This window comes from Stenotrophomonas sp. 17(2023) (assembly GCF_030345315.1).
GTDB lineage: Bacteria > Pseudomonadota > Gammaproteobacteria > Xanthomonadales > Xanthomonadaceae > Stenotrophomonas > Stenotrophomonas acidaminiphila.
In genome coordinates this window covers 2,213,190-2,237,589 of sequence record NZ_CP128405.1, presented here as the reverse complement: position 1 = coordinate 2,237,589, position 24,400 = coordinate 2,213,190, and the positions used below count along the sequence as shown (strand labels likewise).

The window sequence follows — 24,400 nt, the reverse complement described above, 5'->3', positions numbered from 1 at the left end:
GTGATGAAACTGCTGAATTATACCCTCGCGGGGACAGGAAGGGGCACACACGCTGTCCCCCGGGTTAATGTCGGGCCATGCGTTGACCGCGCCCGACAGGGCTCAGATGCCGAGCGTCCGGAACCCTTCGCAGACCGCTGCCGCGTCCCATGCGCGCTGGAACAGCGCGTCCTGCTGGCGGGCCGGTGCGGGCATGTCCAGGCACAGCTCGCCCTCGAAGCGGTCACCCATTGGACGAAAGTAGCAGTCGCCGTTGTCATTGATGACGCTGGCCGGCGCCAGCGACGGGTCGCCCGGGTCCGCCGGCAGGCGCAGCGCGAATACGGTGGGCAGTCGCTGCAACAGTGCCAGCAGCGCCGTGGGCATGGCCGCGGGTTCGCCATCGTGGAGCAGTACCAGGGCCTGCTTGTCGTGGCGCCGGGTGGCGAAGTGGCGCAGCGCCTGCAGCACCGCCGGTTGCGCGAGCAGCGCGGTATCGCCGCCGCGGCAGCCGAGCAGGAGCCTGCGGCGGGCGCGGTGGATCACCGTCGCCATGGCTGCCTCGGCCTGGTCGGTATCCTGCACGCGCATGGCGCCGTCCATGCGGCGGCGCATGGTCTGGTGGACGATGCCGGCCTCGGTGAATGGCGCGCCCTCGGGCAGGAAGCCGTTGCGGGCATAGAAATCGCGGGCGTGGACCTGGGCATGCAGGGTCACCTCGCCCCAGCCGCGGCGTGCCGCTTCGGCCACCAGCGCCTGCAGCAGCGCCTCGCCGACGCCCTTGCCGCGCCATCCGGCCAGTACCGCCATGCGGCCGATGCGATGCTGCGGCGTCAGCCGGCCGGTGCCGATGGCGTGGCCATCGGCATCCAGCGCCAGGACATGGTGGCTGAGCGGGTCCAGGTCGTCGCTTTCCAGCGCGGCCGGGACCTGCTGCTCGTCGACGAACACGGCGCGGCGCACGCCATGCAGCAGGGCCTGCCGCGTGGCGTAGTCGGCCGCCTCCACATGGAACGCCGCCGGCGTCATGCCGCCGGGCCGTCCTCGTCGTCGCCGTCGTCGCAGATCACCACGACCTCGACGCCTTCCTCGTTCACCTGCACGGTGTCGATGGCGCCGCTGGCCGGCTCGCCTTCGCCGGCCTGGGCGTACTCGAACACCTCGATTTCCAGCTCCGGTGCGTCGGCTTCGTCGTCGAACGCGTCATCGAACGCTTCCTCCATGACGTCGAGCGCGTCCTGCTCGGCCTGCATCGCCGCCAGGGTCTCGGCGTCGAGCAACTGGTAGTGGCCGCCGGCAAGCAGTTCCATCACCGCGCTGCGGCCCTTGGCCGACAGCTTGCGGAACAGCGGTGCATCGATCCGTTCGGCCGCGGCCAGGCCCTGCGCGTCCTTGACCGGCAACGGGAAGGCATGGCCGCTGCTGTACAGCACGGCACCGCGGGTGGCGCGACGCCAGGCCAGCCGCGCCCACGGATGGCGCTCGAGCAGGCCACCCTCGTCCAGTATCCCGTCCACGTCCGTGAGGGCGGGCGGGGCCTGCGAGGGCAGGATGTCGCCGGCGGCGCGGTAGGTGGTGATGAAGCGGCCGAACCAGTCGCCCAGGCGGTCGGGGTCGTTCATGCGCAGCGCATTGAGCGCGGTGACCACGCGCTTCATCGCCGCCGCGTCGATCTCGTTGGGGTCTTCCGGCAGCTTCAGGTCCGGGTCCTGGTAGCGGATGGCCTCGTCGGCGTCGGCCACCAGGTCATCCAGCCAGTCGCTGATCAGCTCGGCCGAGGACGGCGCGCGCATGCCGAAGGAGAACGTCAGGCAGGGATCTTCGGCGACGCCGTGGTGCGGCACGTTCGGCGGCAGGTACAGCATGTCGCCCGGTTCCAGCACCCAGTCGTGGGTCGGCTTGAACTTGCGCAGCAGCTTCAGTTCGACGTCGGGGCGGAAATCCAGCGGCGGGCGCTTGCCCCTGGTCGATTCGCTGGCGTCGATCTGCCAGCGGCGGTGGCCGTGGGCCTGCAGCAGGAACACGTCGTACTGGTCGACATGGGCGCCGACCGAGCCGCCGGTGGCGGCGAAGCTGATCATCACGTCGTCCATGCGCCAGCGCGGCAGGAAGTTGAAGTGCTCGATCAGCGCGCGCACGTCCGGGTCCCATTTGTCCACGTCCTGCACCAGCAGGGTCCAGTCGTGGTCGGGCATGCCCGGGAAATCCTCTTCGCGGAACGGGCCGTTGCGCAGCGTCCAGCCGTCGGTGGCGCGGTCGTGGGTGACCAGGCGCGCCAGCGAGCCTTCTTCGCAGGCCAGTCCGGCCAGGTCTTCGGGCATCACCGGGGTCTGGAAATCCGGGAACGCGCCACGGATCAGCAGCGGGCGCTTCTGCCAGTAGTCGCGCAGGAAGCGCTCGGCGGGCATGCCCAGCGGATGGCGGGCGCTGGCCCTGATCTCGAGGGGCAGGGGGGAAGAGGTCTTTTTCATCGCGCGCAATACCATTGGAAACGGGGGCGGCGGTGTCCGCCGACGGAAACCGCATTGTCACCCAGTCGCCGCCGACGCGCCTAGCGCCGCCGGATGCGGGGCCGGCAGCGGCGGCGACGCAGCACCGTCCTGGAGCAGACGCTCCAGCATCGCCGCCGGGCAGGGCGGGCTGAAGCCGTAGCCCTGGGCCAGCGGGCAGCCTTCGGCGCGCAGGAACTCCAGGTGCCGGGGGTGCTCGACGCCCTCGGCCACCACCTCCAGGCCGAGGCTGTGGCCGAGGCCGATGATGGCGCGGCTGATCACCTCCAGCTCGGCGTCGCCGGGCAGGCCGGCGATGAAGCTCTTGTCGATCTTCAGCATGTGCAGCGGGAAGCGCTTGAGGTAACCCAGCGACGAATAACCCGTGCCGAAGTCGTCCAGCGCCAGCCGCACGCCGAGCGCGGCCAGGCCCCGCAGCGCGCCGAGGGTGGCGTTGCTGTCCTGCATCAGGTGGGTCTCGGTGATTTCCAGCACCAGGCTGGCTGCGGCCAGTCCGGTGTCATCGAGGATGGCGACCACCCGCGCGACGAAATCGTCCTGCTGCAGCTGGCGCCGGGACAGGTTGACCGAGCAGTACAGGTGCCGGTGCCCGGCCAGCTGCCAGGCCCGCGTCTGCCGGCAGGCCTCGCGCAGCACCCAGTCGCCGACCTGGACGATTTCCCCGGATTCCTCCAGCGAGGGGATGAACTCCAGTGGGGGGACCAGGCGCCCGTCGTGGCGCCAGCGCAGCAGCGCCTCGACCCCGACCATCGGCGGGTCGTGCGCGTCCAGGCGGTGGATCGGCTGGTAGTGCAGCACGAACTCGCCGCGTGCCAGCGCCTGGCCCAGCGCGCTCTCCAGCTCCAGCTGGCGCTGCGCGCTGGCCTGCAGCCCGGCGCTGTAGTGGGCGAACTGGGCCTTGCCGGCCTGCTTGGCCTGGTGCAGGGCAAGGTCGGCGGCCTGCAGGGCGTCGTTCAGGTCGGCGCTGGCCTGCAGGGTGGCGATGCCGATGCTGGCGTTGACCACCAGGGTGCGGTCGTCCACGCGCATCGGCTGGTGCAGGTGGCCGAGGATGCGCTGGGCGACCTGTTCGGCGCGCCCGGCACTGCCGGGGTCGGCCAGCAGCACCACGAATTCGTCGCCGCCGAAGCGGAACAGGTGGTCGTCGGCGCGCAGGCATTGCGCGAGCCGGCGGCCGACCTCGACCAGCACGCCGTCGCCGAACAGGTGGCCGAAGCTGTCGTTGATGAGCTTGAAGCGGTCCAGGTCGATGAACAGCACCGCGGCCTGGCCGTTGCCGGTTTCGTGCAGCTGGCGCTGGGTGTGCAGGAGCAGTTCGTCCAGGCGCAGGCGGTTGGCCAGCCCGGTCAACGGATCGTGGCGGGCGGCGTGGTGCAGCTGGTGCTCGACGGCCTTGCGCCGGCTGATGTCGCTCTGCGAGCCGGTGATGCGCAGTTGCCCGTCGCGTTCGGCCTCGGCCACGCCGCGGCTGAGCACCCACAGCCAGTCGCCATTGCGGCAGCGGATGCGGTATTCGTGGTGGATCCAGTGCGATTCGCCGTGCAGGTGCGCATTGATGGCCTGGTGCAGGCCGGACAGGTCATCGGGGTGGACGCGGGAAAACCAGGCGTCGCTGGTCTGGCCGAGGTGGCGCCGCTCCAGCCCGATCATCTCGGCCCAGCGTTCGGAGACGTAGAGCGTGTCCGCGCCCGGGTGCCAGTCCCAGATCCCGTCATGGGCGCCGCGCAGGGCGCGCGCGAAGCGGGCCTCGCTGTCCTCCAGCGCCTTGCGCTGGGCGGCGCTGTACGTGTCGATGGCCAGGGTCATGTCGAAGAACACCGCCTTGAGCAGGCTGGAAAACAGCTGCGCGTCGGCGCCCTGGCCGCACAGCGGGGCCAGCATCTGTTCCAGGTACAGCCGGTAGGCGGCCAGGTACCACTTCAGTTCGACCCCGTTGATGTGGTGGATCAGGCCGATGCGCAGGCGGTTGTCGAGGTAGTCGCGGTCGTAGGGCCCCTGCCACAGCCGCTGGTAGTACTCCAGCTGCCGTTGCTTGAGCCGGTGCACGGTGCCGGTGTCGCCGAGCAGCGCGGCCGGGGCGGGAAAGTCGTCGAGATGGCGGTAGAGCCGCTCGATGAAGGCGGCCTGCGCACCGGCCATGCGCGCGGCGTTCTCGTTCAGGCGCTGCGCATCGTCCTGCCGCCATTCCAGCAGGCGGCCGCGTTCGCTGATCTCTGCCTGCTCCAGGCCAATGCGCCGCATCAGCTCCTGCAGTGTGTCGACGGCACCCATGGTTTCCTCTTGCGTTGAAGGCCAGCATGAAAAAAGCGCCGTGGCGGCCGTCCCATCGGGAACGGCCGTCGCAGCGCTTCGTCTTGCAGGCCCGTGCGTCCTGCCCGGCAAAGCGGGTCCGCGCGCGGCGCGGCACCCGGGTCAAGCGGCGCCTGCCAGGTCCTCCAGCAGGCGGGTAAGGCGTTGCCGCAGCTGCCCCATCTCGCGCGAGCGGAAGGCGTGCCGGCTGCGCTCCAGGGTTTCGATGGCCTCGTACAGCGTGGCCTGGACCTGTCCGCTGGGTCCCAGCGGATCGGGATCGAGCCAACGGCACAGCGGCGCGCGGTCGCAGTCGCAGCTCTGCTGGATGACCTCGGCCTCGCCGGTCTCGGCCAGGAGCGTGCGCAGCCGCGTGGCCAGCCCCGGGTCAGTGCAGATGATCCGGGCCATGCCGCATTCCTGTGGTGGGGGACGCGGGCAGCGCCGCGGGCGCGGCGTCCGGTTCCGGATCGGGCCGGACGCGTCCGGCGCCGGGCGTGGGGTGGAGCATGCTCGACATCTGTTCCTGTTCCATGTTTGCGTGAAAAGCTTCCATCGTTTCCCGGCATGCGGGCATCCTCTCACCATGCCATCGCCGGTGCCGCGCGGGGTACCTCCATCGCGGCGTCCGGCGGCGGGGCAGCCAGCCGGAAGCGGGCCGCGGCGTGCGCCAGGCGGGTGGCCTCGCGCTCCATGTCATGGGTGGCGCATCCGGTTTCCTGCACCAGCTGCGCATTCTGCTGCGTGCTCCTGTCCATCTGCGCGATGGTCTGGTTGAGCTGCGCGATGCCCGCACTCTGTTCGCGCGAGGCGGTCGATATCTCGGCCGTGAGGGCGGTGACATGCTGCACCGAGGACACGATGTCGATCATGGTGCGGCGCGCCCTCTCCACCAGCGCCGAGCCGTCGGCGACCCTGTCCACCGAGTTGCCGATCAGGTCCTTGATCTCATGGGCGGCGATGGCCGAGCGCTGCGCCAGCGTGCGTACCTCGGCGGCGACCACGGCAAAGCCACGCCCGCTGTCGCCGGCGCGGGCGGCCTCGACCGCCGCGTTCAGGGCCAGGATGTTGGTCTGGAAGGCGATGCCGTCGATCACCCCGATGATCTCGCCGATCCTGCGCGAGGCGGTTTCGATGGCGCGCATGGTCAGTACCACCTCGTCGACCACCTGGCCGCCCTGGCGGGCGACCGTCGCGGCGCCCTCGGCCAGCTGGCTGGCGTGGTGCGCCGCCCCGGCATTGTCGCCGATGGTGGCGGTGAGCCGGTCCATCGAGGCGGCCGCCTCGCGCAGCGTGGCCGCCTGCCGCTCGGTGCGCGCCGACAGTTCGTCGTTGCCGGCGGCGATGCGGGTGGCGGCCGCCGAGATGTGGTCGGCCGATTGCTGGATGCCGGCGACGATGGCGGCCAGTTGTTCGGCGGTGGCGTTGGCATCGGTCTTCATCTGCCCGAACACCCCCTCGAAATCGCGGGTGATGCGGCGGCCCAGGTCGCCGCGGGACAACGCCGACAGCAGCTGGCGCATTTCGTCGGCGCTTTCGGCGGTGGCGTCGAGCAGCCGGTTCACGCCCCGCGACAGGCGTCCCATCAGGCCGGTCTCGCCGGTGGCGTGCAGGCGCTGGTCCAGCCGGCCCTGCGCGGCGCCATCGATGATCGTGGCAATGTCGTGCTCCATGCGGGCTTCGGCGGTGCGGTCGTGCCATTCGACGACGAAGCCGTGGCGCTGGCCGTCGCCGTCGACCATCGGCGTGACGTTCAGGCTGAAATGCGCCTCGCCGATCTGGATGCGCCCGGAATGGGTGCCGTCGAGCGTATCGAGCAGGGCGCGGATACGCGCCGGATCACGGTGGAAGCAGTGGATGCTGGCGCCGATCAGGCGCTCGGGATCGAAGTCGGGAAAGGCCTTGAGCAGCTCCCCGCGCTGGTTGCGCAGGATCGCGATGACGGCCTGGTTCGCGTAGACGATGTGATGCTCGCGGTCGGCGATCATCATGCCGGTGCGCAGCGCGCACAGCGCGGCCTCGACATGGAAGCCGGCGGGGGCGGTGCCTGCCGCGACGGGTGCCGGCGTGGTCGCCGGCGGCTCCTCGTGGGCAGGCTGGCGCACCGCCGCACCGGAACGCCGCAGCCGCACGGCGACCATGCAGGCGAACCCCGCCATGGCTGCGGCCCAGGCGATGTGCGGCCATGCCACCGTGGCGGCCGGCTGCAATGCCAACTGCGGCAGCAGCAGGCCCGTCGCCGCCAGCGCCAGCGGCACCCAGTCGCGATAGCACAGCAGCATGGCAACGACGGCCAGGCCGCCGGCATCGCCCAGGGCGGGCGGAGCGGCGGCCAGCGCCGCCGCCAGTGCCAGTGCGATCGCCAGGCGGCTGCGCCGGCTGCCGGGCGACCGCCAGACCTGGAACCCGGCGAACCCGGCCGTGGGCAGGCATGCCGCCACGAACAGGGCCCAGCTGCCCGAATCCAGTGCATGGGCCAGCGCCGCCATCCCCAGCAGCGCCAGCATCAGCAGGAACAGCCGGTCCGCCTCGATGGCCTCCGCATCCCGCGTCCGCGATGTCTCGACAGCACCCATGAATCCCCCTGTTGAAAACCTGGGCATTAAAAAAGCGCCATGACAGCCACCCCGGGGGAGTGGCTGTCATGGCGCTTCGTCTTGCAGGCCCGTGCGTCCTGCCCGGCAAAGCCGGTCACCGCGGCTGGCGGTACCTCAACCGCGCTTTTCTACACGATTGGCGGCGTTTGTTCCAGACGTCGGCCGCGTGCCGGCGGCAGGCCGGCGTGGGGGGCGCCGCCGGGCGGGGCCGGCAGTGGCGATGGCCCCGGCGGATACGACAACGGCCAGGCGCTGGCCTGGCCGTTGTACGCGCGGCGAACCCCGATACCCGCGGGATATCGGCCGGGCCGCGGTCAGATCGCCCGGGCCAGCTGCGCGGCCAGGCCGGCGTAGCCGCCGGGGGTGAGCTCGCGCAGGCGCTGCTTGGCATCGGCCGGCAGGTCCAGCGATTCGATGAAGCCGCGCATCGATTCGGCGGTGATGCCCTGGCCGCGCGTCAGCGCCTTGAGCTGCTCGTACGGATTGGGCAGGCCGTGGCGGCGCATCACCGTCTGCACGGCTTCGGCCAGGACTTCCCAGGCCGCGTCCAGATCGGCGTCCAGGCGCTGCGGGTTCACCTCCAGCTTGCCCAGGCCCTTGGCCAGCGATTCCAGCGCCACCTGGGTGTGGCCGAACGCGGTGCCCAGCGCGCGCAGCACGGTGGAGTCGGTCAGGTCGCGCTGCCAGCGGCTGATCGGCAGCTTGGCGCTGAAGTGCTCGAACAGCGCGTTGGCGACGCCGAAGTTGCCCTCGGCGTTCTCGAAGTCGATCGGGTTGACCTTGTGCGGCATGGTCGAGGAGCCGACTTCGCCTTCCTTGAGCTTCTGCTTGAAATAGCCCAGCGAGACATAGCCCCAGATGTCGCGGGCCAGGTCGATCAGGATGGTGTTGGCGCGGCGCGTGGCATCGCCGATCTCGGCGACGTTGTCATGCGGTTCGATCTGGGTGGTGTAGGGGTTGAACACCAGGCCCAGCGAGGTGACGAAGCGTTCGGCGAAGGCCGGCCAGTCCACGTCCGGGTACGACACCAGGTGGGCGTTGTAGTTGCCCACCGCGCCGTTGATCTTGCCGGTCAGCTCGACCGCGCCGATCTGGCGGATCTGCCGCTCCAGGCGCGCGACGACATTGGCCACTTCCTTGCCCAGCGTGGTCGGCGAGGCGGTCTGGCCGTGGGTGCGCGAGAGCATCGGCTGCGCGGCCTGGGCGTGGGCCAGCTGGCGCAGCGAGGCGGCGATGCCCTGCAGGGTCGGCAGCAGCACCTGGCTGCGCGCCTCGGCCAGCATCAGCCCGTAGGACAGGTTGTTGATGTCCTCGCTGGTGCAGGCGAAATGCACGAACTCCAGCGCCGGCGCCAGTTCGGCATCGTCCTTGAGCCGCTCCTTGATGAAGTACTCCACCGCCTTGACGTCGTGGTTGGTGGTGCGCTCGATGTCCTTGACGCGGGCGGCGTCGGTCACCGAGAAACCATCGGCCAGTGCGCGCAGGCGTGCCTTGGCGGCGTCGGAAAAGCCGGCCAGCTCGCCGATGCCGGGCTCGGCGGCCAGCGCCAGCAGCCACTCGATCTCCACCTTCACCCGCGCGCGGATCAGGCCGTACTCGGAGAAGATCGGGCGCAGCGCGTCGACCTTGGACGCATAGCGGCCGTCGAGCGGTGACAGGGCGAGCAGGGCGGCTTCCGGGCGGGACGTTTCGGTCATGTCGGCGGGCAGGGGCTGGGACGGGGGCGCATATTCTACGGCCTGCGTGGAGCGGCCGCCCGCGGCGCCGGTCCAGGCGCCGCGCGCACCCCGGCGTGCGTGCGCGCGGCGTATCCTCGGGCCCTTCCTTGGGCAATGGCTGGGAGAATGCCGATGAGCGGGAAATACCGGATCGAACACGACAGCATGGGCGAGCTGCAGGTGCCGGCCGGGGCCTTGTGGGGCGCGCAGACCCAGCGCGCCGTGGAGAACTTCCCGGTATCGGGGCAGCGCATGCCGCGCGCCTTCATCCGCGCGCTGGGGCTGATCAAGGCCAGTGCCGCCGAGGTCAACACCGGGCTCGGGCTGCTGCCCAGGGGCGTGGGCCGGGCGATCCGCGCGGCGGCGCTGGACGTGGCCACCGGCGGCCATGACGCGCATTTCCCGATCGATGTCTACCAGACCGGCTCGGGCACGTCCTCGAACATGAACGCCAACGAGGTGATCGCCACGCTGGCCAACCAGGGCGGCAGGGCCGGCAAGACCCGCGTGCACCCCAACGACCACGTCAACCTCGGCCAGAGTTCCAACGACGTGATTCCCACCGCCATCCGGGTCTCGGCGCAACTGCAGACGGTGGAGACGCTGCTGCCGGCGCTCAGGCACCTGCGCCGCACCATCGACCGGCGCGGGCGCGCGCTGGGCAAGGTGGTCAAGACCGGGCGCACCCACCTGATGGACGCGATGCCGCTGACCTTCGCGCAGGAGTTCGGCGCGTGGTCGGCGCAGCTGGAATCGGCGCAGGGGCGCATCGAGGACGCCCTGAAACGGCTGCGCCGGCTGCCGCTGGGCGGCACCGCGATCGGCACCGGCATCAACGCCGATCCACGCTTTGGCGGCAAGGTGGCGCGCGCGCTGTCGGCCGCGACCGGCACCCGCTTCGAGAGCGCACAGAACAAGTTCGAAGGGCTGGCCGCGCAGGACGATGCGGTGGAACTGTCCGGCCAGTTCAACGCGCTGGCGGTGGCGCTGATCAAGATCGCCAACGACCTGCGCTGGATGAACTCGGGGCCGCTGGCCGGGCTGGGCGAGGTCGAGCTGCCGGCCCTGCAGCCGGGCAGTTCGATCATGCCGGGCAAGGTCAACCCGGTGATCCCGGAGGCGACGGTGATGGCCGCCGCGCAGGTGATCGGCCACCACACCGCGATCACCGTGGCCGGGCAGACCGGCAACTTCCAGTTGAACGTGGCGCTGCCGCTGATCGCGGCCAACCTGCTCGACTCGATCCAGCTGCTGTCCAGCGTGATGACCCTGCTGGCCGACAAGGTGTTCGCCGGGCTGGTGGTCAAGCAGGAACGGGTGCGCGAAGCACTGGCGCGCAACCCGATCCTGGTGACCGCGCTCAACCCGATCATCGGTTACGAGAAGGCCGCGGCCATCGCCAAGCGCGCCTACCGGGAGCAGCGTCCGGTACTGGAGATCGCCCGCGAGGACAGCGGCCTGCCGGAAGCGGAGCTCAGGCGCCTGCTGGACCCGGCGGCGTTGACCCGCGGCGGCATCCACGACCATTGATGCGCTGGCTGGTTTGCGCCGCCGTGCGGCGGCGCGGACCGGCGGGCCGGTACCGCGGGCGGCCGTGGCGTGGTGCGCGGGCGGTCAGCGCAGTGCGCGCGGATTGGCCAGCGCTTCGCTGTACTGCTTGAACTCGGGAATGCGCTCGGCCAGGTCCGGCGGGAACGGGGTCTGCCCGGCGGGCACGTCCAGCGGGATGGTGCGGCCGCTGGCATCGGCCGGCGCGGTCGATTCGGTCAACGTGTTCTGGCGCAGGATCTGCAGCTTGACGAAGCTGGTCCGCAGCAGTTCGCGCTGCCCGTCGTCGAGCGGAATCTCGATGTCGTCCACGCGCAGCCTGCCATCGGGCAGGATGTCCAGGTTCGGGTACGGCGCACGCCGCACCGACACCACGTTGGCGCCCACTTCCATCTTCGGCTTGCTGCGCTCGGCGCGGTGGGCGGTGTACTGCTCGCGGTCGCCGCAACCGGCGACGGTGGCGATGCAGGCCAGCAGGAGGGACAGCAGCAGCTTGTTCATGGCGGGGTGCAACGGTACGGCGGGGGAGCGGCGATTCTACCGCTCCCCCGCCGCGGGCGGTCAGCGCGTGGTCACCCGGCCGTCGCGGCATTCATCGATGTCGCTCTGGTCCATCCTGGCGTAGGGCTTGAACTCGGGGATGGCCGCGGCCAGCCGCTGCTGGGTGGCGAGCATCGCCGGCAGCTGGTCGCAGATCCGGGTCGCGCTCTGCTCAAGCTTCCTGGCCTCGGCCTCGATCCGCTTCTCGATCTGCTCGGTGTCGCCGGACAGGACACCCTTGAGCGCCTCGCCGGCGGCGCGCACGCCGAGGTTGGCGCCCTGCACGCCGATCTCGATGCCGGCCTCGGCCACCTGGACGACCTGGGCGCGGTATTCCAGCAGGAGCTTGCGCTGGCTCTCGTCGATTGCGATCGCGCGGCCGTCGATCAGCAGGTCGCCGGTGGGCGAGATCTCGACCTTGGCGCCGCCGTCGCTGGAAATGCTGATGTTCTTCTCGGTGATTTCCTTGCGTGCGCGGTTGGTCGCTTCACGTACTTTCTGGCCGATGCTGGCTTCGCCCAGCGGGTCGTCGGCCTGGGGGCGTTCGTCGCAGGCGGCCAGCGGCAGGCACAGCAGCAGCGCGAACAGGGGGGCTTTGAGCGTTTTCATATGGGTGCTTCCGTGGCAGGCGGGAAGGGAAATGGGATCAACGCTTTTTCGGCAGTTCCACGGCACCGCGGATGCCTGAGTGGTCGACCGAGCCGCTGCCGGTGTGCCGTACCCGCAGGCTGCCGGCATCGCGCACGCGCAGGTCGCCCGAGCCCAGGGTGCCCAGGGTGACCGTGCCGCGGACGGCACCGACGTCGGCGTCGCCCGAGCCGATGCTGGCGATGTCGACGTTGCCCTGCACGTCGCGCAGTTCCAGGTCGCCCGAGCCGATGCTGCCGATACTGGCATCGCCGCGCACGCCGCCGACGCGGACATCGCCGGAGCCGATCGAGACCACGTGCAGCGCGCCGACGTTGTCCAGCTCGATGTCGCCCGAGCCGACCGCGGCCGTGGCCAACGCCTTGATGTCGCGCGCCTTCACGTCGCCGGAGCCGACGTCGGCGCTCATCGCCTGGGCGCCACTGAGCGAGGCATCGCCGGATCCGACCTTGAGCTGCACCATCATCGTGTCGGGCAGGGTGCCGGCGATGTCCAGCCAGGCGTAGCTGGAGCCGAAGCTGATGTTCATCCCGCGGCTCTCGCGCTGCAGGCGGACCACGAGCTTGTCGCCGACCTTTTCCTGGGTGAGCGACAGCTGGCCGAGCAGGTCCTGGCTGGAAGCGCAGGCGCGGCCGGACAGCGCGGCGCGGGCAGCGGACGATGCCTGCAGCCTGAGGTCGTGGCTGTTGACCTCGAACACCACCGCCTTGACGCCGGCCAGGTCCAGGTCCATTGCCTGGGGCTGGCTGAACTTGCAGTGGTCGTCGGCCAGGGCCACGCCGGGCAGCAGGGCCAGGGCGAGCAGCAGGGGCTTGATCGTCGTGTGCTTGATGTTCATCGGGTTCCTCGGGATCACGGCAGGCAGGAAAGGGAGCTCAGGTGTCGTCGCGGCGCTGGCGCAGCCAGATCGCCGCGGCGATGAACACGGCGCCGACCACCACGCCGACCCACAGCTCGGGGTTGGCCAGGCCGGCCAGCTGCACGCTGGGCGAGAAGCCGTTGAGCATCGACTTGACCGACTCGCCGGTAGGCGTGGGGCTGCGGTAGGCCAGCTCGATGCCCGGGGTGGCGCTGAGCAGCAGGCGGCTGACCACGTGGCCCCAGAACCAGCCGCTGTTCAGGCCGAACAGCTTCATCACGTCGAACCAGCTGACGATGACACCGGCGAACACCGGCAGCATCACCGCCCACAGGAACGGCTTGCTGCGGGCCCAGGCCGAGCACAGCAGCAGCCAGCCGGCGGTGGGCATCGCCCACAGGGCGTAGACCGGGATCCATGCCAGGTGGCTGGCGGCGATCGAGAACGGGTTGGACGAGGCCCAGATCAGGGTGAGCGGGTTGCCGCCGTGGAACAGCACCACCAGGCTGATCATGATCATGAAGCCGAACATGGTGATGATCGCCGCGACCACCGCCAGCAGCGGGGCGATGACCAGCGCGCCGACCAGCTTGGACAGCACCGTCTGCGTATCGGAGATCGGCATCGATTTCCAGAACAGCACGCTGCGGTCGCGGCGGTCGTCGTACAGCGCGCCCAGGCAATAGAAGAACACCACGAACGCCAGGGTGATGAACGGCCATGCCGAGCTGAGCAGCAGGGTCATGTTCATGCCCTCGCCGAACTTGGCCATGTCCGCCGGGGTCATGTGCTGGGTCAGCATGCCAAGGTCCAGGCCGTTGACCTGGATGCCGTTGATGTGCAGGTCGCCCTTCTCGGCGGCGCGGCGGGCGGCGATCAGGCCGGCGACGATCGCCATCAGCGACAGCAGCAGCGAGATGCCGCCGGCCACCAGCGGCGCGCGCAGGAAGCCGCCGCGGTTTTCCCAGTATTCGCGCTTGAGCAGCCACTTGAACCTGCCCAGCGGGGTGATGTGATGGACGGCGTTCATGCGTAGGTTCCCTTCATGATGGCCACGAACAGGTCGGCAAGGCCGGGGTTGCGGGTTTCGCCCAGGGCGTCGAGCTGGGTGCGGTCGGCGCCGTCGTAGAGCAGCACGGTCTTGCCGAACGGCAGCGAACGCTCGTCGATGGGTGCCAGCTCGCGCGCGGCCTGCAGGGTGTCGGCCGACGCCAGCAGCTCGACGTAGCGCTCGGATACGCTCTCCATGTCGGCCGAGAGCACGATCCTGCCGTCGCGGATGAACAGCACGTCGGTGAGGATGTGCTCGATCTCCTCGACCTGGTGGGTGGTGACGATGATCGTCTTCTGCTCGTCGAAGTAGTCCTCCAGCAGGCGCTGGTAGAACTCCTTGCGGTAGAGGATGTCCAGGCCCAGGGTCGGCTCGTCCAGCACCAGCACGCGCGCGTCGATGGCCATCACCAGCGCCAGGTGCAGCTGCACCACCATGCCCTTGGACATCTCGCTCACCCGCTGCTTCGGCTGCAGCTTGGTGTTGGCGAGGAAGCGCTCGCAGCGGGCGCGGTCGAAGCGCGGATGCACGCCGGCGACGAAATCGATGGCTTCCTTGACCCGGATCCAGCGCGGCAGCACCGCCACGTCGGCGATGAAGCACACATCGTTCATCAACGCGTTGCGCTGGGTGCGCGGGTCCATGCCGAGCACGCGCAGGTCGCCCTCGACCGCGGTCAGCCCGAGCAGCGCCTTGAGCGCGGTGGTCTTGCCGGCGCCGTTGGGGCCGATCAGGCCGACGATGCGGCCCGGGGCGATGGTGAAACTGGTGTTGTCCAGTGCCGGCTTCTGCTTGTAGGCCTTGCGCAGGCCCTGGGCGGAAACGACGGCTTCGACGGCGGCATTCATGGTGTGGTCCCCGGTGGCAGCAGATCTTCCAAGGTCAGGCCCAGGCGCTGGATGCGTTCCAGTACGCCGGGCCACTCTTCATTGAGAAAACGGTCGCGCTCGCTGCCGCGCAGTTTGCGCGCGGCTTCCTCGGTCATGAACATGCCCAGGCCGCGGCGCTTCTCGACCAGGTTCTCGTCGGCCAGTTCCTGGTAGGCGCGCGAGACCGTGATCGGGTTCAACTGGTACTCGGCCGCCACCTGGCGTACCGAGGGCAGGGCGTCACCCGGCTTGATGACCCCGTCCAGCATCATCGCGATCACGCGATCCTTCAGCTGGCGGTAGATGGGAGCGCCATCGCTCCACTGGATATCGCTCATGGTCAGCTCCGTGGGTTCAGCGACTGTGCGAATGAGAAGTAGGGCAGGGAAAGGCTGGTCCGCATCCGCCGGATCGGGCGCTTCTTTTCCTGCGCGTTGGCCTCCTGCTCTTCGCCGGTGGTCCCGGCGGCATAATCCTGGACCTGGCCACGGCCGGCAGGCAGGGACAGCGTGCAACCGATCAGCAACAACGTGCCGGCAGCGGTCAGTGCCGGGAGAAGATGTCGGTGGTGCCTTCGGCTCATGGCGGTCCCCCTGTGTAGGGTGGCTGGTGTTGTATGCAACTATAACACCGACACGCCGACATGCAACTCCCCTGTAACCCAACTGATGGCCTAGTCTGCGCACGCCGCTGCCACACCCCCCAGGAGAACTCCGATGTCCATTCGCAAGTGTCTGATTGGAATTATTTTTTCCCTGTCCGTAGCAGGCGCGGCCGGTGCCGCCGATGGCGCGCTGCTGGATCGCGACTACCGGCCGCTGGCCGGAAAGGACCCGGTGAACCTGAACCGCGAGTACGGCGGCAAGGTGCTGCTGGTGGTGAACACCGCCTCCAAGTGCGGCTACACCCCGCAGTACGAGGGGCTGGAGGCCCTGCACCAGGCGCTTGCCGGGCGTGGGTTCTCGGTGCTGGGCTTTCCCTCCAACGACTTCAAGGGCCAGGAGCCGGGCAGCGAGGCGGAGATCCAGGAATTCTGCACGCTGACCTACGGGGTGAAGTTCCCGATGTTCCAGAAAGTGCACGTGACCGGCGCGGAGGCCACCCCGCTGTACCGTGACCTCACCCGCCTGACCGGCGTGGCGCCGGGCTGGAACTTCCACAAGTACCTGATATCGCGCGATGGCCGGGTGGTGGCGCAGTTCCCCAGCAAGGTGCGGCCGGACGACCCGGAACTGCGCGCGGCGATCGAGCGCGAACTCGCGCGGCCGGTGCCGGGCCGCCGCTGATGCGCGCGGCGGCGCACCGCCTCGACATCGCCGGTGCGCGTGCGACAATGGCGCCCTTCGCGCCGATGCCGGCGTCTGTTCACTTCCAGGAAAGCAGCGAATGAAGATGGGAAAGCGCGGCGCCGTGGCGTCGCTGATGATTCTGGCGTTGGCGGTCCCCGCGGCCGTGATCGCGCAACAACCTGCCGCCCCGGCGGCCACCAAGGAGAAGTCCGTTTTGACCTCGGAACGTGAAAAGATCGGCTATGCCATCGGCGTGGACGTCGCCAGTTCGTTCGAACCCATCGCCTCGGAAGTCGACGTCGCCGCGCTGCGCCGTGCCGTGGAGAACGCCTTCGCCGGCGGCCAGCCGCTGCTGTCGCAGGAAGAAGCGCAGAAGACCGACCAGGCGCTGCGCATGGCGATGATGATCCGTTCCGGCCAGCAGGTTCCGGGCATGGCGCCGGGCAGCCAGCCGCCGGCGGTGGACCGCGAGAAGGTCGGCCTGATGCTGGGCAGCTACGCGGTCGGCCCGTCGCTGGCGCCGATCCGTGGCGACATCGACCTGGACTCGGTGTTCCAGGCCATCGGCACGATCTTCGCCAAGGGCACGCCGCTGATGGACCGCCAGCAGGCGCAGGCCACGCTGCAGGCGTTCAGCACCGCCAAGCAGGCCGCCGCCGCCGGCAAGAACCGCGAGGAAGGCAATGCGTTCCTGGCCAAGAACAAGACCCAGCCGGGCGTGGTGACCACCGCCTCGGGCCTGCAGTACCAGGTGCTGCGCGCCGGCAGCGGCGAGCGCCCGGTGGCCACCAGCCGCGTGCGCGTGAACTATGAAGGCAAGCTGCTCGACGGCACCGTGTTCGACAGCAGCTACCAGCGCGGCCAGCCGGCCGATTTCGGCCTGAACCAGGTGATCAAGGGCTGGACCGAAGGCGTGTCGCTGATGCCGGTCGGCTCCAAGTACCGCTTCTGGGTCCCGTCGGAACTGGCCTATGGCAGCAACGGTACCCCGGGCGGCCCGATCGGGCCGGACGCGACGCTGACCTTCGACGTCGAGCTGCTGGGCGTCCTGCAGTAAATCCCACGGAGCCACTGCACCCATGCGCGTTGCGATTTTCGGTACCGGCTACGTCGGACTCGTCACCGGGACCTGCCTGGCCGAGGTAGGGCACGACGTTGTCTGCGTCGACATCGACCAGGCCAAGGTCGACGGCCTGAACCGGGGCGTCATCCCGATCTACGAGCCGGGACTGGAACCGATGGTCAAGGCCAACCATGCCGCGTCGCGGCTGGCCTTCACCACCGACGCCGCCAGCGCGATCGCGCATGGGCAGGTGGTCTTCATCGCGGTCGGCACGCCGCCGGACGAGGACGGCAGCGCCGACCTGCAGTACGTGCTGGCCGTGGCCCGCACCATCGGCCGGCACCTGCAGGTGCCGACCGTGGTGGTCAACAAGTCGACGGTGCCGGTGGGCACCGCCGACAAGGTGCGCGCGGCGATCGCCGAAGAGCTGGCCGCGCGTGGCGTCGAGATCGCCTTCGACGTGGTTTCCAACCCCGAATTCCTCAAGGAGGGCGATGCGGTGGCCGACTGCATGCGCCCGGACCGCATCATCATCGGTGCGGCCAGCGACGCGCCGGTGGCGGTGATGCGCCGCCTGTACGCGCCGTTCAACCGCAACCACGACCGCGTGGTGGAAATGGACGTGCGTTCGGCCGAACTGACCAAGTACGCAGCCAACGCGATGCTGGCGACCAAGATTTCGTTCATGAACGAGATCGCCAACATCGCCGAGCGCGTCGGCGCTGACATCGAGCATGTCCGCCAGGGCATCGGCTCGGACCCGCGCATCGGCTGGCACTTCATCTACCCCGGCGCCGGCTATGGCGGCTCGTGCTTCCCCAAGGACGTGCAGGCGCTGGCCCGCACCGCCGCGCAGTACGGCCATGCGCCCCTTCTGCTGCAGGCCGTGGAAGCGGTGAACGAGGCGCAGAAGGGACACCTGTTCGAACTGGTCCAGCGTCATTACGACCGTGGCGAGGACGAAGGCGTGCGCGGCAAGACCTTCGCGGTGTGGGGGCTGGCGTTCAAGCCCAACACCGATGACATGCGCGAAGCCTCCAGCCGCCGCCTGCTGGCGCAGCTGTGGGAGGCCGGCGCGCAGGTACGCGCCTACGACCCGGAGGCGATGCACGAGGCGCGCCGCGTCTTCGGCGAGCGCGACGACCTGGTGCTGTGCGACTCCGCGTTCGAAGCGCTGGAAGGCGCCGATGCGCTGATCGTGGTCACCGAATGGAAGCAGTTCCGCAGCCCGGACTTCGCCCGCATCCGCCAGGCACTGGGCGACGCGGTGGTGTTCGACGGGCGCAACCTGTACGACCCGCGCGAGATCGAAGCGGCGGGGCTGGCCTACTACGGCATCGGCCGGGGGCGCTCCCTGCATGTCTGACCTGCTGCCGAGCGCCCGCGAACAGGCACTGGAAGAGCGCCTGATCGAACTTGAAATGCGCGTGTCCTTCCAGGAACAGGCGCTGGCCGAACTGAGCGAAGCCCTGGCCGATGCGCGCATGCAGGGCAGCCGCAACGCCGACGTGCTGCGCGTGCTGCTCGAGGACCTGGGCAAGGTGCGCAACGCGCTGAACGCCTCCGATCCGGCGAGCGAACCGCCGCCCCCGCACTACTGATACGACGTATTCCACGCATGAGCGACACTCTCCGCGACCAGCTCCTGGGGCTGGGTTTCAAACCCGCGCCCAAACCCGAGCGCAAGCCCGATACCCGCCGCGACGGCCGCCCGCAGGGCCGGCCCGCGCAGGCCCGCCCGCAGGCTGGCAACAAGCCCGGCCATGCCGGCAGGCCGGCGCACGGCCCCAAGGCCGCGCAGGGCGGCCCGCAGGGGCAGCGCAAGCCGCGCTCGCAGGAAGACATCGACCTGGCCAAGGCGTATGCGATCCGCGCGCAGCGCGAGAAGGACGAACGCATCGAAGCCGAGCGGCAGAAGCAGGAAGAAGCCCGCCTGCGCCGCGAAGCCAAGGCCCGGCTGGACGAACTGATCAAGGACAAGGGCCTCAACGACCCGGCTGCCGACATCGCCCGCCATTTCCCCTACGGCGGCAAGATCAAGCGCATCTACGTCACCGCCGACCAGCTCAAGGCGCTCAATGCCGGGCAGCTGGGCGTGCTGCAGCAGAACGGCCGCTACCTGCTGGTGACCGCCGAACTGCTGGCCGAGGCCGAGCGCATCTTCGCCCCGGCCGTGGCGCTGAAGGTCGATCCCGACGCGCCGGCCGAGGACGACCCCTACGCTGACCCGATGTACCAGGTGCCCGACGACCTGGTCTGGTAAGTCCGCAGGTGCGGGGCTTGCCCGCACCCTGCCGGTCGCGATGTGCGCAGGCGCGCCCCGGTGCTGACGGGGCATTTCCCGGCGAGGCCGGTCGTGGCGGAAGCCGCTGCTACTTGCGTCGTTCCGGCACGAAGCAGAACGCGATCACCGCGCCGGCCAAGGCAAAGCAGCCGCCGGCGATGAAGGCCACCCTGCCATCGCCGAACGGCCACAGCTGGCCGGCGATCAGCGCGCCGAACACGCCGCCCAGGCCCGACGAGAACCCATAGAACAGCCCCTGGCCGTGGCCGTTGAGGTTGCCCGGGAAGTAGCGCGCCAGCAGCTGCATCGCCGAGGCGAAGAACGCGGCGAAGCCCAGGCAGTGGGTGGCCTGCGCCACCAGCATCACCGGCAGGTTCTCCGGCCACAGCGCGGTGGCCCACCAGCGCAGCGCGGCGCTGGCCATGGAGATGATCAGCAGCCAGCTGGCATCCCAGCGCCGGAAGAAGCCGGCGATCAGGAAGAACACCGCCACCTCGAACACCACGCCCACGGTCCACATCAGGCCCAGCAGCGAGGTGCTGTAGCCATGCTGGTCCATGTACAGCGAGAAGAACGTGTAGTACGGCCCGAACGAGAGCTGCTCGAGGAACGCGGCGATGAAGAACGCCAGCACCGGTGGCCGCCGCACGATCGACCAGAAACCCTGCACGTGCGCGGCATGGGTGCCGACATGGCGGGCATAGCGGTTGACGAAGGACGCGCCGGTCATCAGCACGAACAGCGGCAGCATCAGCCATGGCAGCAGGCCGGCGCCGTGGCGTTCGATGATCCAGCCGAACAGCGTGACCACGGCGATGAAGCCCAGCGAGCCCCACACCCGGATCATGCCGTAGCGATGGCTGTCGCTGCCCAGGTGGGTGAGGGTGATGGACTCGAACTGCGGCATCACCGCGTTGTAGAAAAAGCAGAATCCGACCATCACCGCGTACAGCATCCATGTCGGCTGCGGCAGCAGGAAACCGGTGAAGCTGAGCACGGTCAACACGCAGCCGATGCGCAGCCAATGGATCGGGCGCGGCGATACCGCCGCCAGCGAGGTCCAGGTGCTGGGCGCGACCACCCGGGTGGCGTACCACAGGCTCATCATCACGCTGATCGCGGTCACGCCCATGCCGCGCGACTGCAGGTACAGGCTCCAGTACGGGGTGAACGCGCCCAGTGCGGCGTAATAGAAGAAATAGAAGCTGGACAGCCGGGCGACGGGAACCGTTGGCTGCAGCGTGGTCGGGGAGGTCATGAACGGGCGCGCGGGCGCGGAAAGCAGGGCGCCTATTGTGCGCCCTGCGCCGCGCTTCGTCCCGTCGAAGGCGTGCCGTCGCCTGCCGGCCGGGAACGGGGCCGCAGCGGCTGCGCCCGTATCGTGGGCGACGGGGGATCAGCGGGCGACTTCGGCGTTCCAGGCCGCGACCCGGGCGCGGACCCCGGCGAGCATGGCATCCAGCGCGGCACGGTCGTACACGACGCCGCGCATCACCACCGTGTCGATGCCGCGGGTGGCGCCGATGTCCTGCAGCGGGTTGCGTTCGAGCAGTACCAGGTCGGCGGCCCTGCCGGCGGCGATGGCACCGTAGCGGTCGAGCCTGCCGAACCAGGCCGGGCCGTTGCGGGTGGCCGTGGCCAGTGCCTGCGCGGGCGTCAGCCCGTGGCGGACATACAGCGCCAGCTCGTTGTGCAGGCCGATGCCGGGATAGTTGTACGAATTGAGGAAGCCGGCGTCGGTGCCGGCCATGATGCGCACGCCGGCCTCCTGCAGCAGCGGCAGCACCGCCGCGACCCGGGCATGGCGCGCATGGCGCGCCTGGATCTGTTCGGGCGTGGCGCTGGCGGCGCGCTCCACGCGCCAGGCGTAGGTCCTGCGCAGGCCCGGGCCGATGTAGGCCAGGTACGGGTCGTCAGCGTGCGTTTCGCTGTCGAGGAAGCTGAGGATCCGGCTGCCGTCGAGCGTGGGCGTGACCGCGACCCCGCGTTCGGCGAAACGGCGATAGGCGGCCATCGCGGTGGCGCGGTCGAAGCCTTCGTGCAGGCGGCGGCTGGCTTCGGCGCGGTCGATGCGGCCGGCGGCGAAATCGGCGGCGATCGCCGCCTCGTCCGGGATCCCGGCCTGGAACGCGTAGTCCAGGTGTTCGATGGAACTGATGCCGGCATCGACGGCCTGGCCGACGGTCAAGGCCATCGGGATATGGCCGGAGGTGCGCAGGCCGCGCTTCTTCGCTTCGGACAGCGCGTACAGGAACAGCTCCGGCTTGAGCGTGCTGTCGGTGATCTTGACGAAATCCACCCGGTCGCGCTGCTCGCGGTCCAGCGCGGCGTCCACGCCGGCCTCGTCGCCGGCTTCCAGGGTGCCCTTCCACACCGGTGCGATGCCCTCGATCTTGGCGCCGGAGGTGAACAGCTGCGGCCCGAACAACTGGCCATTGGCGATCTGCGCGCGCCACGCCAGCACCTGCCCGGGCAGGTCGCCGGACGCGTCGCGCACGCTGGTGATGCCGTGGGCGACGTACAGCGGCAGCAACGCCTTGTTTTCTTCGACCAGCGCCGGGCCGCCGCCGAAGTGCACGTGCATGTCCCACAGCCCCGGAATCAGGTAGCGGCCGCGTGCGTCGACGGTCCTGCGCGCGCGCCACTGCGCGGCCAGCGTCGCGTCCTCGCCCACCGCGACGATGTCCGCGCCGCGGATCGCCACGGCCTGGCCGGGCAGGGCGCGGGCGTGCTCGACATCGACGAGGGTGGCGTGGCGGACCAGTACATCGGCGTCCTGGCGCGCCGCCAGGGCGGGTGAGGCCAGCGCCAGCAGCGAGAAAAGGGCGAGGCAGAGCGTGGTTTTCATTGGGCAGGTTCCAGTGGCGCGCGGCGGGCCGCACGACGGGCAGGGGAGACCGGTGGATGCCGGCCGGTCACGTGGCGGGCATCGGCGCAGCCAGGTGGTAATGGCCGGGCATCGCCTGTCCCGGTCGGCATCGCGTGCGGGTGCGCCGTGAGGGGGGCGGGCCGGTGTTTGCGTGCGGTCCGGGTCGATGCTACAAGCCGTTGCCTCCATCCAGAAATGAAATGTGTCGATGGAAAACAGTCCGAAATCGAATAGGGTGCTGTTCGACCTCGACCTGCTGCGTGCCCTGTTGACGGTGGCCGACTGCGGCAGCTTCACCGCCGCCGCCGCGCGTCTGCATTCCACCCAGTCGACGATCAGCCAGAAGGTGCGGCGGCTGGAGGAGCTGGCCGGGCACCGCCTGCTCGACCGCGGCGTGCGCGACGTGCGTCCCACCGATACCGGCGAGACCGTGCTGGGCTATGCGCGGCGCCTGCTGGCACTGAACGAGGAACTGGGCGAGGCGCTGTCCGGCGCGCACGTGGCCACCACCCTGCGGCTGGGCGTACCGGAGGATTTCGCCGGCGGCCGGACCACGCACCTGCTGGCCGATTTCAGCCGGCGCCACCCGCGGGTGAAGCTGGAGGTGAGCAGTGGCCTGAGCCGTGCGCTGGCCGAGGGCTACGACCGTGGCGAACTGGACCTGGCGCTGGTCAAGCAGCGCCGCGGCAGCCGCGAGGCGCTTGCGCGCTGGCCCGAGCCGATGCGCTGGATCGACAGCGCGGCCAGCCCCGCGTTCGCGCTGGACCCGGTGCCGCTGGTGGCGTTCCCGCCACGCGGCCTGTACCGCGAGGACATGATCGACGCGATCGAGGCGCTGGGCCGGCGCTGGCGCATCAGCTTCACCAGCTCCAGTCTCGGCGGCATCCAGGCGGCGGTCGCCGATGGCCTCGGCATCAGCCTGCTGCCGGCGCGCACGGTGACGCCGGCGCACGTCGTGCTGGGAGCGGAAAGCGGCCTGCCGGAGATCGACAGCATCGAGCTGGCGATCCTGATGCGGCCCTCGGCCGACCCCGAGGTGCGGGTGTTGGCCGACATGCTGGTGGAGATGCTGGGCCAGTCGCGCGGCTGAGGCGCGGCCGGATCAGGACGCGGTTGCGTCCACTGCCCATTGGCCGCGGCGGACGATGCGCCGGCGGCATGGCACCCCGGCCACCGCGGCCGCGGCATTGGGTGCATCCAGCACCAGGAAGGTGGCCTCGTTGCCGACTGCCAGGCCATGGCCCTGCAGGCCGATCACGCGCGCGCCGGCGCCGCTGGCCATTTCCAGTGCCATGCACAGTTCCTCGTCGGCATGGAATCCGGAGCGGTAGCCCAGCAGCATGGCCCGTTGCAGCATGTCGCCGTTGCCATAGGGCCACCAGGCGTCGCGGATGTTGTCGTTGCCCAGGAACACCTCCACGCCGGCCGCGCGCAGATACCGCACCGGCGGGAACGGGCGGTCGCCCGGGGCGTTGGTCATGATCGCCACGCCGGCATCGGCAAGCGTCGTGGCGATGCGCTCCAGCTGTGCCTGGCCGACCTCACCCAGCGCATAGGCGTGGCTGACCGCAACCCGCCCCTGCATGCCCAGGGCGCGGCTGCGTTCGGCGATGCGCCGCAACTGTTCGATGCCGCCCAGGCCGGGTTCGTGCAGATGGATGTCGACCTTGGCGGCGTAGCGCCCGGCGATGCCGAAGACCACGTCGAGCTGGCCCGCGCTGTCGCCATCGAGCGTGTCCGGGTCGATGCCGCCGACCACCTGCGCGCCTTCGCGCATCGCCGCATCCAGCACCTGTGCGGTGCCGGGGCAGGACAGCACCCCGGCCTGCGGGAACGCGACCAGCTCGATGTCGACGGTACCGCGCCAGCGTTCGCGCACCGCGTTCACCGCGTGCAGGTTGTCCAGCCCGGTGGTGGCGTCGACGTCGACATGGCTGCGCATCGCCACCGTGCCGAACCCGGCCGCCTGCGCCACCAGCGCGTCGGCGCGTTCGACGATGGAGGGCGATACCGCCAGCTCCTGCTTTTCGATGGCCAGGCGCTCGCGCAGGGTGCGTGCGGGGCGATGCGGATGCCAGCGGTCGCCGACGAAACTCTTGTCCAGGTGGATATGGCCATCGACCAGGCCCGGCAGCACCAGCTGCCCGCCCAGGTCGATCTGTTGCACGCCGTCAATACGCGGCAGGGCCGGACCGATGGCGGCGAAACGGCCGCTGGCGACGGCCAGCTCCAGCGGCGCACCGTCGGCACCGACGGCGTTGGTGAACAGGTGGTCGAACATGGCGGT

Annotated in this window: 23 protein-coding genes; 7 read left to right on the top strand and 16 right to left on the bottom strand. The window is 69.9% G+C overall.

Annotated elements, in window-relative coordinates:
• Positions 1 to 102: 102 nt before the first annotated feature.
• The 6 genes from QQA12_RS10110 to purB form a co-directional block, all read right to left on the bottom strand.
• The gene (locus QQA12_RS10110) at positions 103 to 1,008 is read right to left on the bottom strand and encodes a GNAT family N-acetyltransferase (RefSeq protein ID WP_226049217.1); all 906 of its coding nucleotides are present in this window, start codon (positions 1,006 to 1,008) and stop codon (positions 103 to 105) included.
• Positions 1,005 to 2,450 carry a cupin domain-containing protein gene (locus QQA12_RS10105; protein WP_226049216.1) on the bottom strand — a complete coding sequence of 482 codons (1,446 nt, stop codon included), beginning with the start codon at positions 2,448 to 2,450 and terminating at the stop codon, positions 1,005 to 1,007. Before QQA12_RS10105 ends, QQA12_RS10110 begins: the two co-directional genes overlap by 4 nt.
• A gap of 57 nt (positions 2,451 to 2,507) precedes the next feature.
• Positions 2,508 to 4,760: an EAL domain-containing protein gene (locus QQA12_RS10100; RefSeq protein WP_226049215.1), complete on the bottom strand. Its 2,253-nt coding sequence runs from the start codon at positions 4,758 to 4,760 to the stop codon at positions 2,508 to 2,510.
• Positions 4,761 to 4,901: 141 nt separating this feature from the next.
• Positions 4,902 to 5,189, bottom strand: a complete 288-nt coding sequence (locus QQA12_RS10095; protein WP_054666595.1) for a hypothetical protein — start codon at positions 5,187 to 5,189, stop codon at positions 4,902 to 4,904.
• Between the two features lie 170 nt (positions 5,190 to 5,359).
• Positions 5,360 to 7,354: a methyl-accepting chemotaxis protein gene (locus QQA12_RS10090; protein ID WP_226049214.1), complete on the bottom strand. Its 1,995-nt coding sequence runs from the start codon at positions 7,352 to 7,354 to the stop codon at positions 5,360 to 5,362.
• A gap of 335 nt (positions 7,355 to 7,689) precedes the next feature.
• Complete coding sequence (purB, locus tag QQA12_RS10085; RefSeq protein ID WP_054666591.1) at positions 7,690 to 9,072, bottom strand: adenylosuccinate lyase; 1,383 nt, start codon at positions 9,070 to 9,072, stop codon at positions 7,690 to 7,692.
• A gap of 153 nt (positions 9,073 to 9,225) precedes the next feature.
• Between purB and QQA12_RS10080 the strand changes: the two genes are divergently transcribed.
• Positions 9,226 to 10,623 (top strand): class II fumarate hydratase, encoded by a 1,398-nt coding sequence (locus tag QQA12_RS10080; RefSeq protein WP_226049213.1) that lies wholly within the window; start codon positions 9,226 to 9,228, stop codon positions 10,621 to 10,623.
• Between the two features lie 84 nt (positions 10,624 to 10,707).
• Here QQA12_RS10080 and QQA12_RS10075 read toward each other — a convergent pair whose 3' ends face one another.
• Genes QQA12_RS10075 through QQA12_RS10045 form a run of 7 tightly spaced genes read right to left on the bottom strand, consistent with a single transcriptional unit; the run spans position 10,708 to position 15,191 of the window.
• The gene (locus QQA12_RS10075) at positions 10,708 to 11,142 is read right to left on the bottom strand and encodes a hypothetical protein (RefSeq protein WP_056932201.1); all 435 of its coding nucleotides are present in this window, start codon (positions 11,140 to 11,142) and stop codon (positions 10,708 to 10,710) included.
• 60 nt (positions 11,143 to 11,202) lie between these two features.
• Complete coding sequence (locus tag QQA12_RS10070; RefSeq protein ID WP_226049212.1) at positions 11,203 to 11,790, bottom strand: DUF2884 family protein; 588 nt, start codon at positions 11,788 to 11,790, stop codon at positions 11,203 to 11,205.
• A gap of 37 nt (positions 11,791 to 11,827) precedes the next feature.
• Complete coding sequence (locus tag QQA12_RS10065; RefSeq protein ID WP_226049211.1) at positions 11,828 to 12,667, bottom strand: DUF4097 family beta strand repeat-containing protein; 840 nt, start codon at positions 12,665 to 12,667, stop codon at positions 11,828 to 11,830.
• 37 nt (positions 12,668 to 12,704) lie between these two features.
• A complete protein-coding gene (locus QQA12_RS10060) occupies positions 12,705 to 13,718 on the bottom strand; it encodes a hypothetical protein (RefSeq protein ID WP_056932200.1) in 1,014 nt (337 codons plus the stop codon).
• A complete protein-coding gene (locus QQA12_RS10055) occupies positions 13,715 to 14,587 on the bottom strand; it encodes an ABC transporter ATP-binding protein (protein WP_056932199.1) in 873 nt (290 codons plus the stop codon). Before QQA12_RS10055 ends, QQA12_RS10060 begins: the two co-directional genes overlap by 4 nt.
• Positions 14,584 to 14,946, bottom strand: a complete 363-nt coding sequence (locus QQA12_RS10050; protein WP_054666580.1) for a GntR family transcriptional regulator — start codon at positions 14,944 to 14,946, stop codon at positions 14,584 to 14,586. Before QQA12_RS10050 ends, QQA12_RS10055 begins: the two co-directional genes overlap by 4 nt.
• Before the next feature lie 2 nt (positions 14,947 to 14,948).
• Positions 14,949 to 15,191, bottom strand: a complete 243-nt coding sequence (locus tag QQA12_RS10045; RefSeq protein WP_152985053.1) for a hypothetical protein — start codon at positions 15,189 to 15,191, stop codon at positions 14,949 to 14,951.
• 133 nt (positions 15,192 to 15,324) lie between these two features.
• Here QQA12_RS10045 and QQA12_RS10040 point away from each other — a divergent pair, with 133 nt between their 5' ends.
• The 5 genes from QQA12_RS10040 to QQA12_RS10020 all read left to right on the top strand — a co-directional run bounded on the left by QQA12_RS10040 (position 15,325) and on the right by QQA12_RS10020 (position 19,223).
• Complete coding sequence (locus QQA12_RS10040; RefSeq protein WP_056932197.1) at positions 15,325 to 15,894, top strand: glutathione peroxidase; 570 nt, start codon at positions 15,325 to 15,327, stop codon at positions 15,892 to 15,894.
• Between the two features lie 100 nt (positions 15,895 to 15,994).
• The gene (locus tag QQA12_RS10035) at positions 15,995 to 16,954 is read left to right on the top strand and encodes an FKBP-type peptidyl-prolyl cis-trans isomerase (RefSeq protein WP_054666563.1); all 960 of its coding nucleotides are present in this window, start codon (positions 15,995 to 15,997) and stop codon (positions 16,952 to 16,954) included.
• A 22-nt stretch (positions 16,955 to 16,976) separates the two neighbouring features.
• On the top strand, positions 16,977 to 18,326 hold the full coding sequence (locus QQA12_RS10030) for a UDP-glucose/GDP-mannose dehydrogenase family protein (protein WP_182334670.1): 1,350 nt from the start codon (positions 16,977 to 16,979) through the stop codon (positions 18,324 to 18,326).
• Positions 18,319 to 18,561, top strand: coding sequence for a SlyX family protein (locus tag QQA12_RS10025; protein WP_054666557.1), 243 nt, complete (start codon positions 18,319 to 18,321; stop codon positions 18,559 to 18,561). Before QQA12_RS10030 ends, QQA12_RS10025 begins: the two co-directional genes overlap by 8 nt.
• A gap of 17 nt (positions 18,562 to 18,578) precedes the next feature.
• The gene (locus QQA12_RS10020) at positions 18,579 to 19,223 is read left to right on the top strand and encodes a DUF2058 family protein (protein WP_226049210.1); all 645 of its coding nucleotides are present in this window, start codon (positions 18,579 to 18,581) and stop codon (positions 19,221 to 19,223) included.
• Positions 19,224 to 19,332: 109 nt separating this feature from the next.
• Here QQA12_RS10020 and QQA12_RS10015 read toward each other — a convergent pair whose 3' ends face one another.
• Positions 19,333 to 20,502, bottom strand: coding sequence for an MFS transporter (locus tag QQA12_RS10015; protein WP_226049209.1), 1,170 nt, complete (start codon positions 20,500 to 20,502; stop codon positions 19,333 to 19,335).
• A 138-nt stretch (positions 20,503 to 20,640) separates the two neighbouring features.
• A complete protein-coding gene (locus QQA12_RS10010; RefSeq protein WP_226049208.1) occupies positions 20,641 to 22,092 on the bottom strand; it encodes an amidohydrolase family protein in 1,452 nt (483 codons plus the stop codon).
• Between the two features lie 229 nt (positions 22,093 to 22,321).
• Between QQA12_RS10010 and QQA12_RS10005 the strand changes: the two genes are divergently transcribed.
• A complete protein-coding gene (locus QQA12_RS10005; protein WP_056932191.1) occupies positions 22,322 to 23,203 on the top strand; it encodes a LysR substrate-binding domain-containing protein in 882 nt (293 codons plus the stop codon).
• Between the two features lie 12 nt (positions 23,204 to 23,215).
• Here the strand turns inward: QQA12_RS10005 and QQA12_RS10000 are convergent, their stop codons facing one another.
• Positions 23,216 to 24,394, bottom strand: coding sequence for an amidohydrolase family protein (locus tag QQA12_RS10000; RefSeq protein ID WP_226049207.1), 1,179 nt, complete (start codon positions 24,392 to 24,394; stop codon positions 23,216 to 23,218).
• Between the last annotated feature and the right edge of the window lie 6 nt (positions 24,395 to 24,400).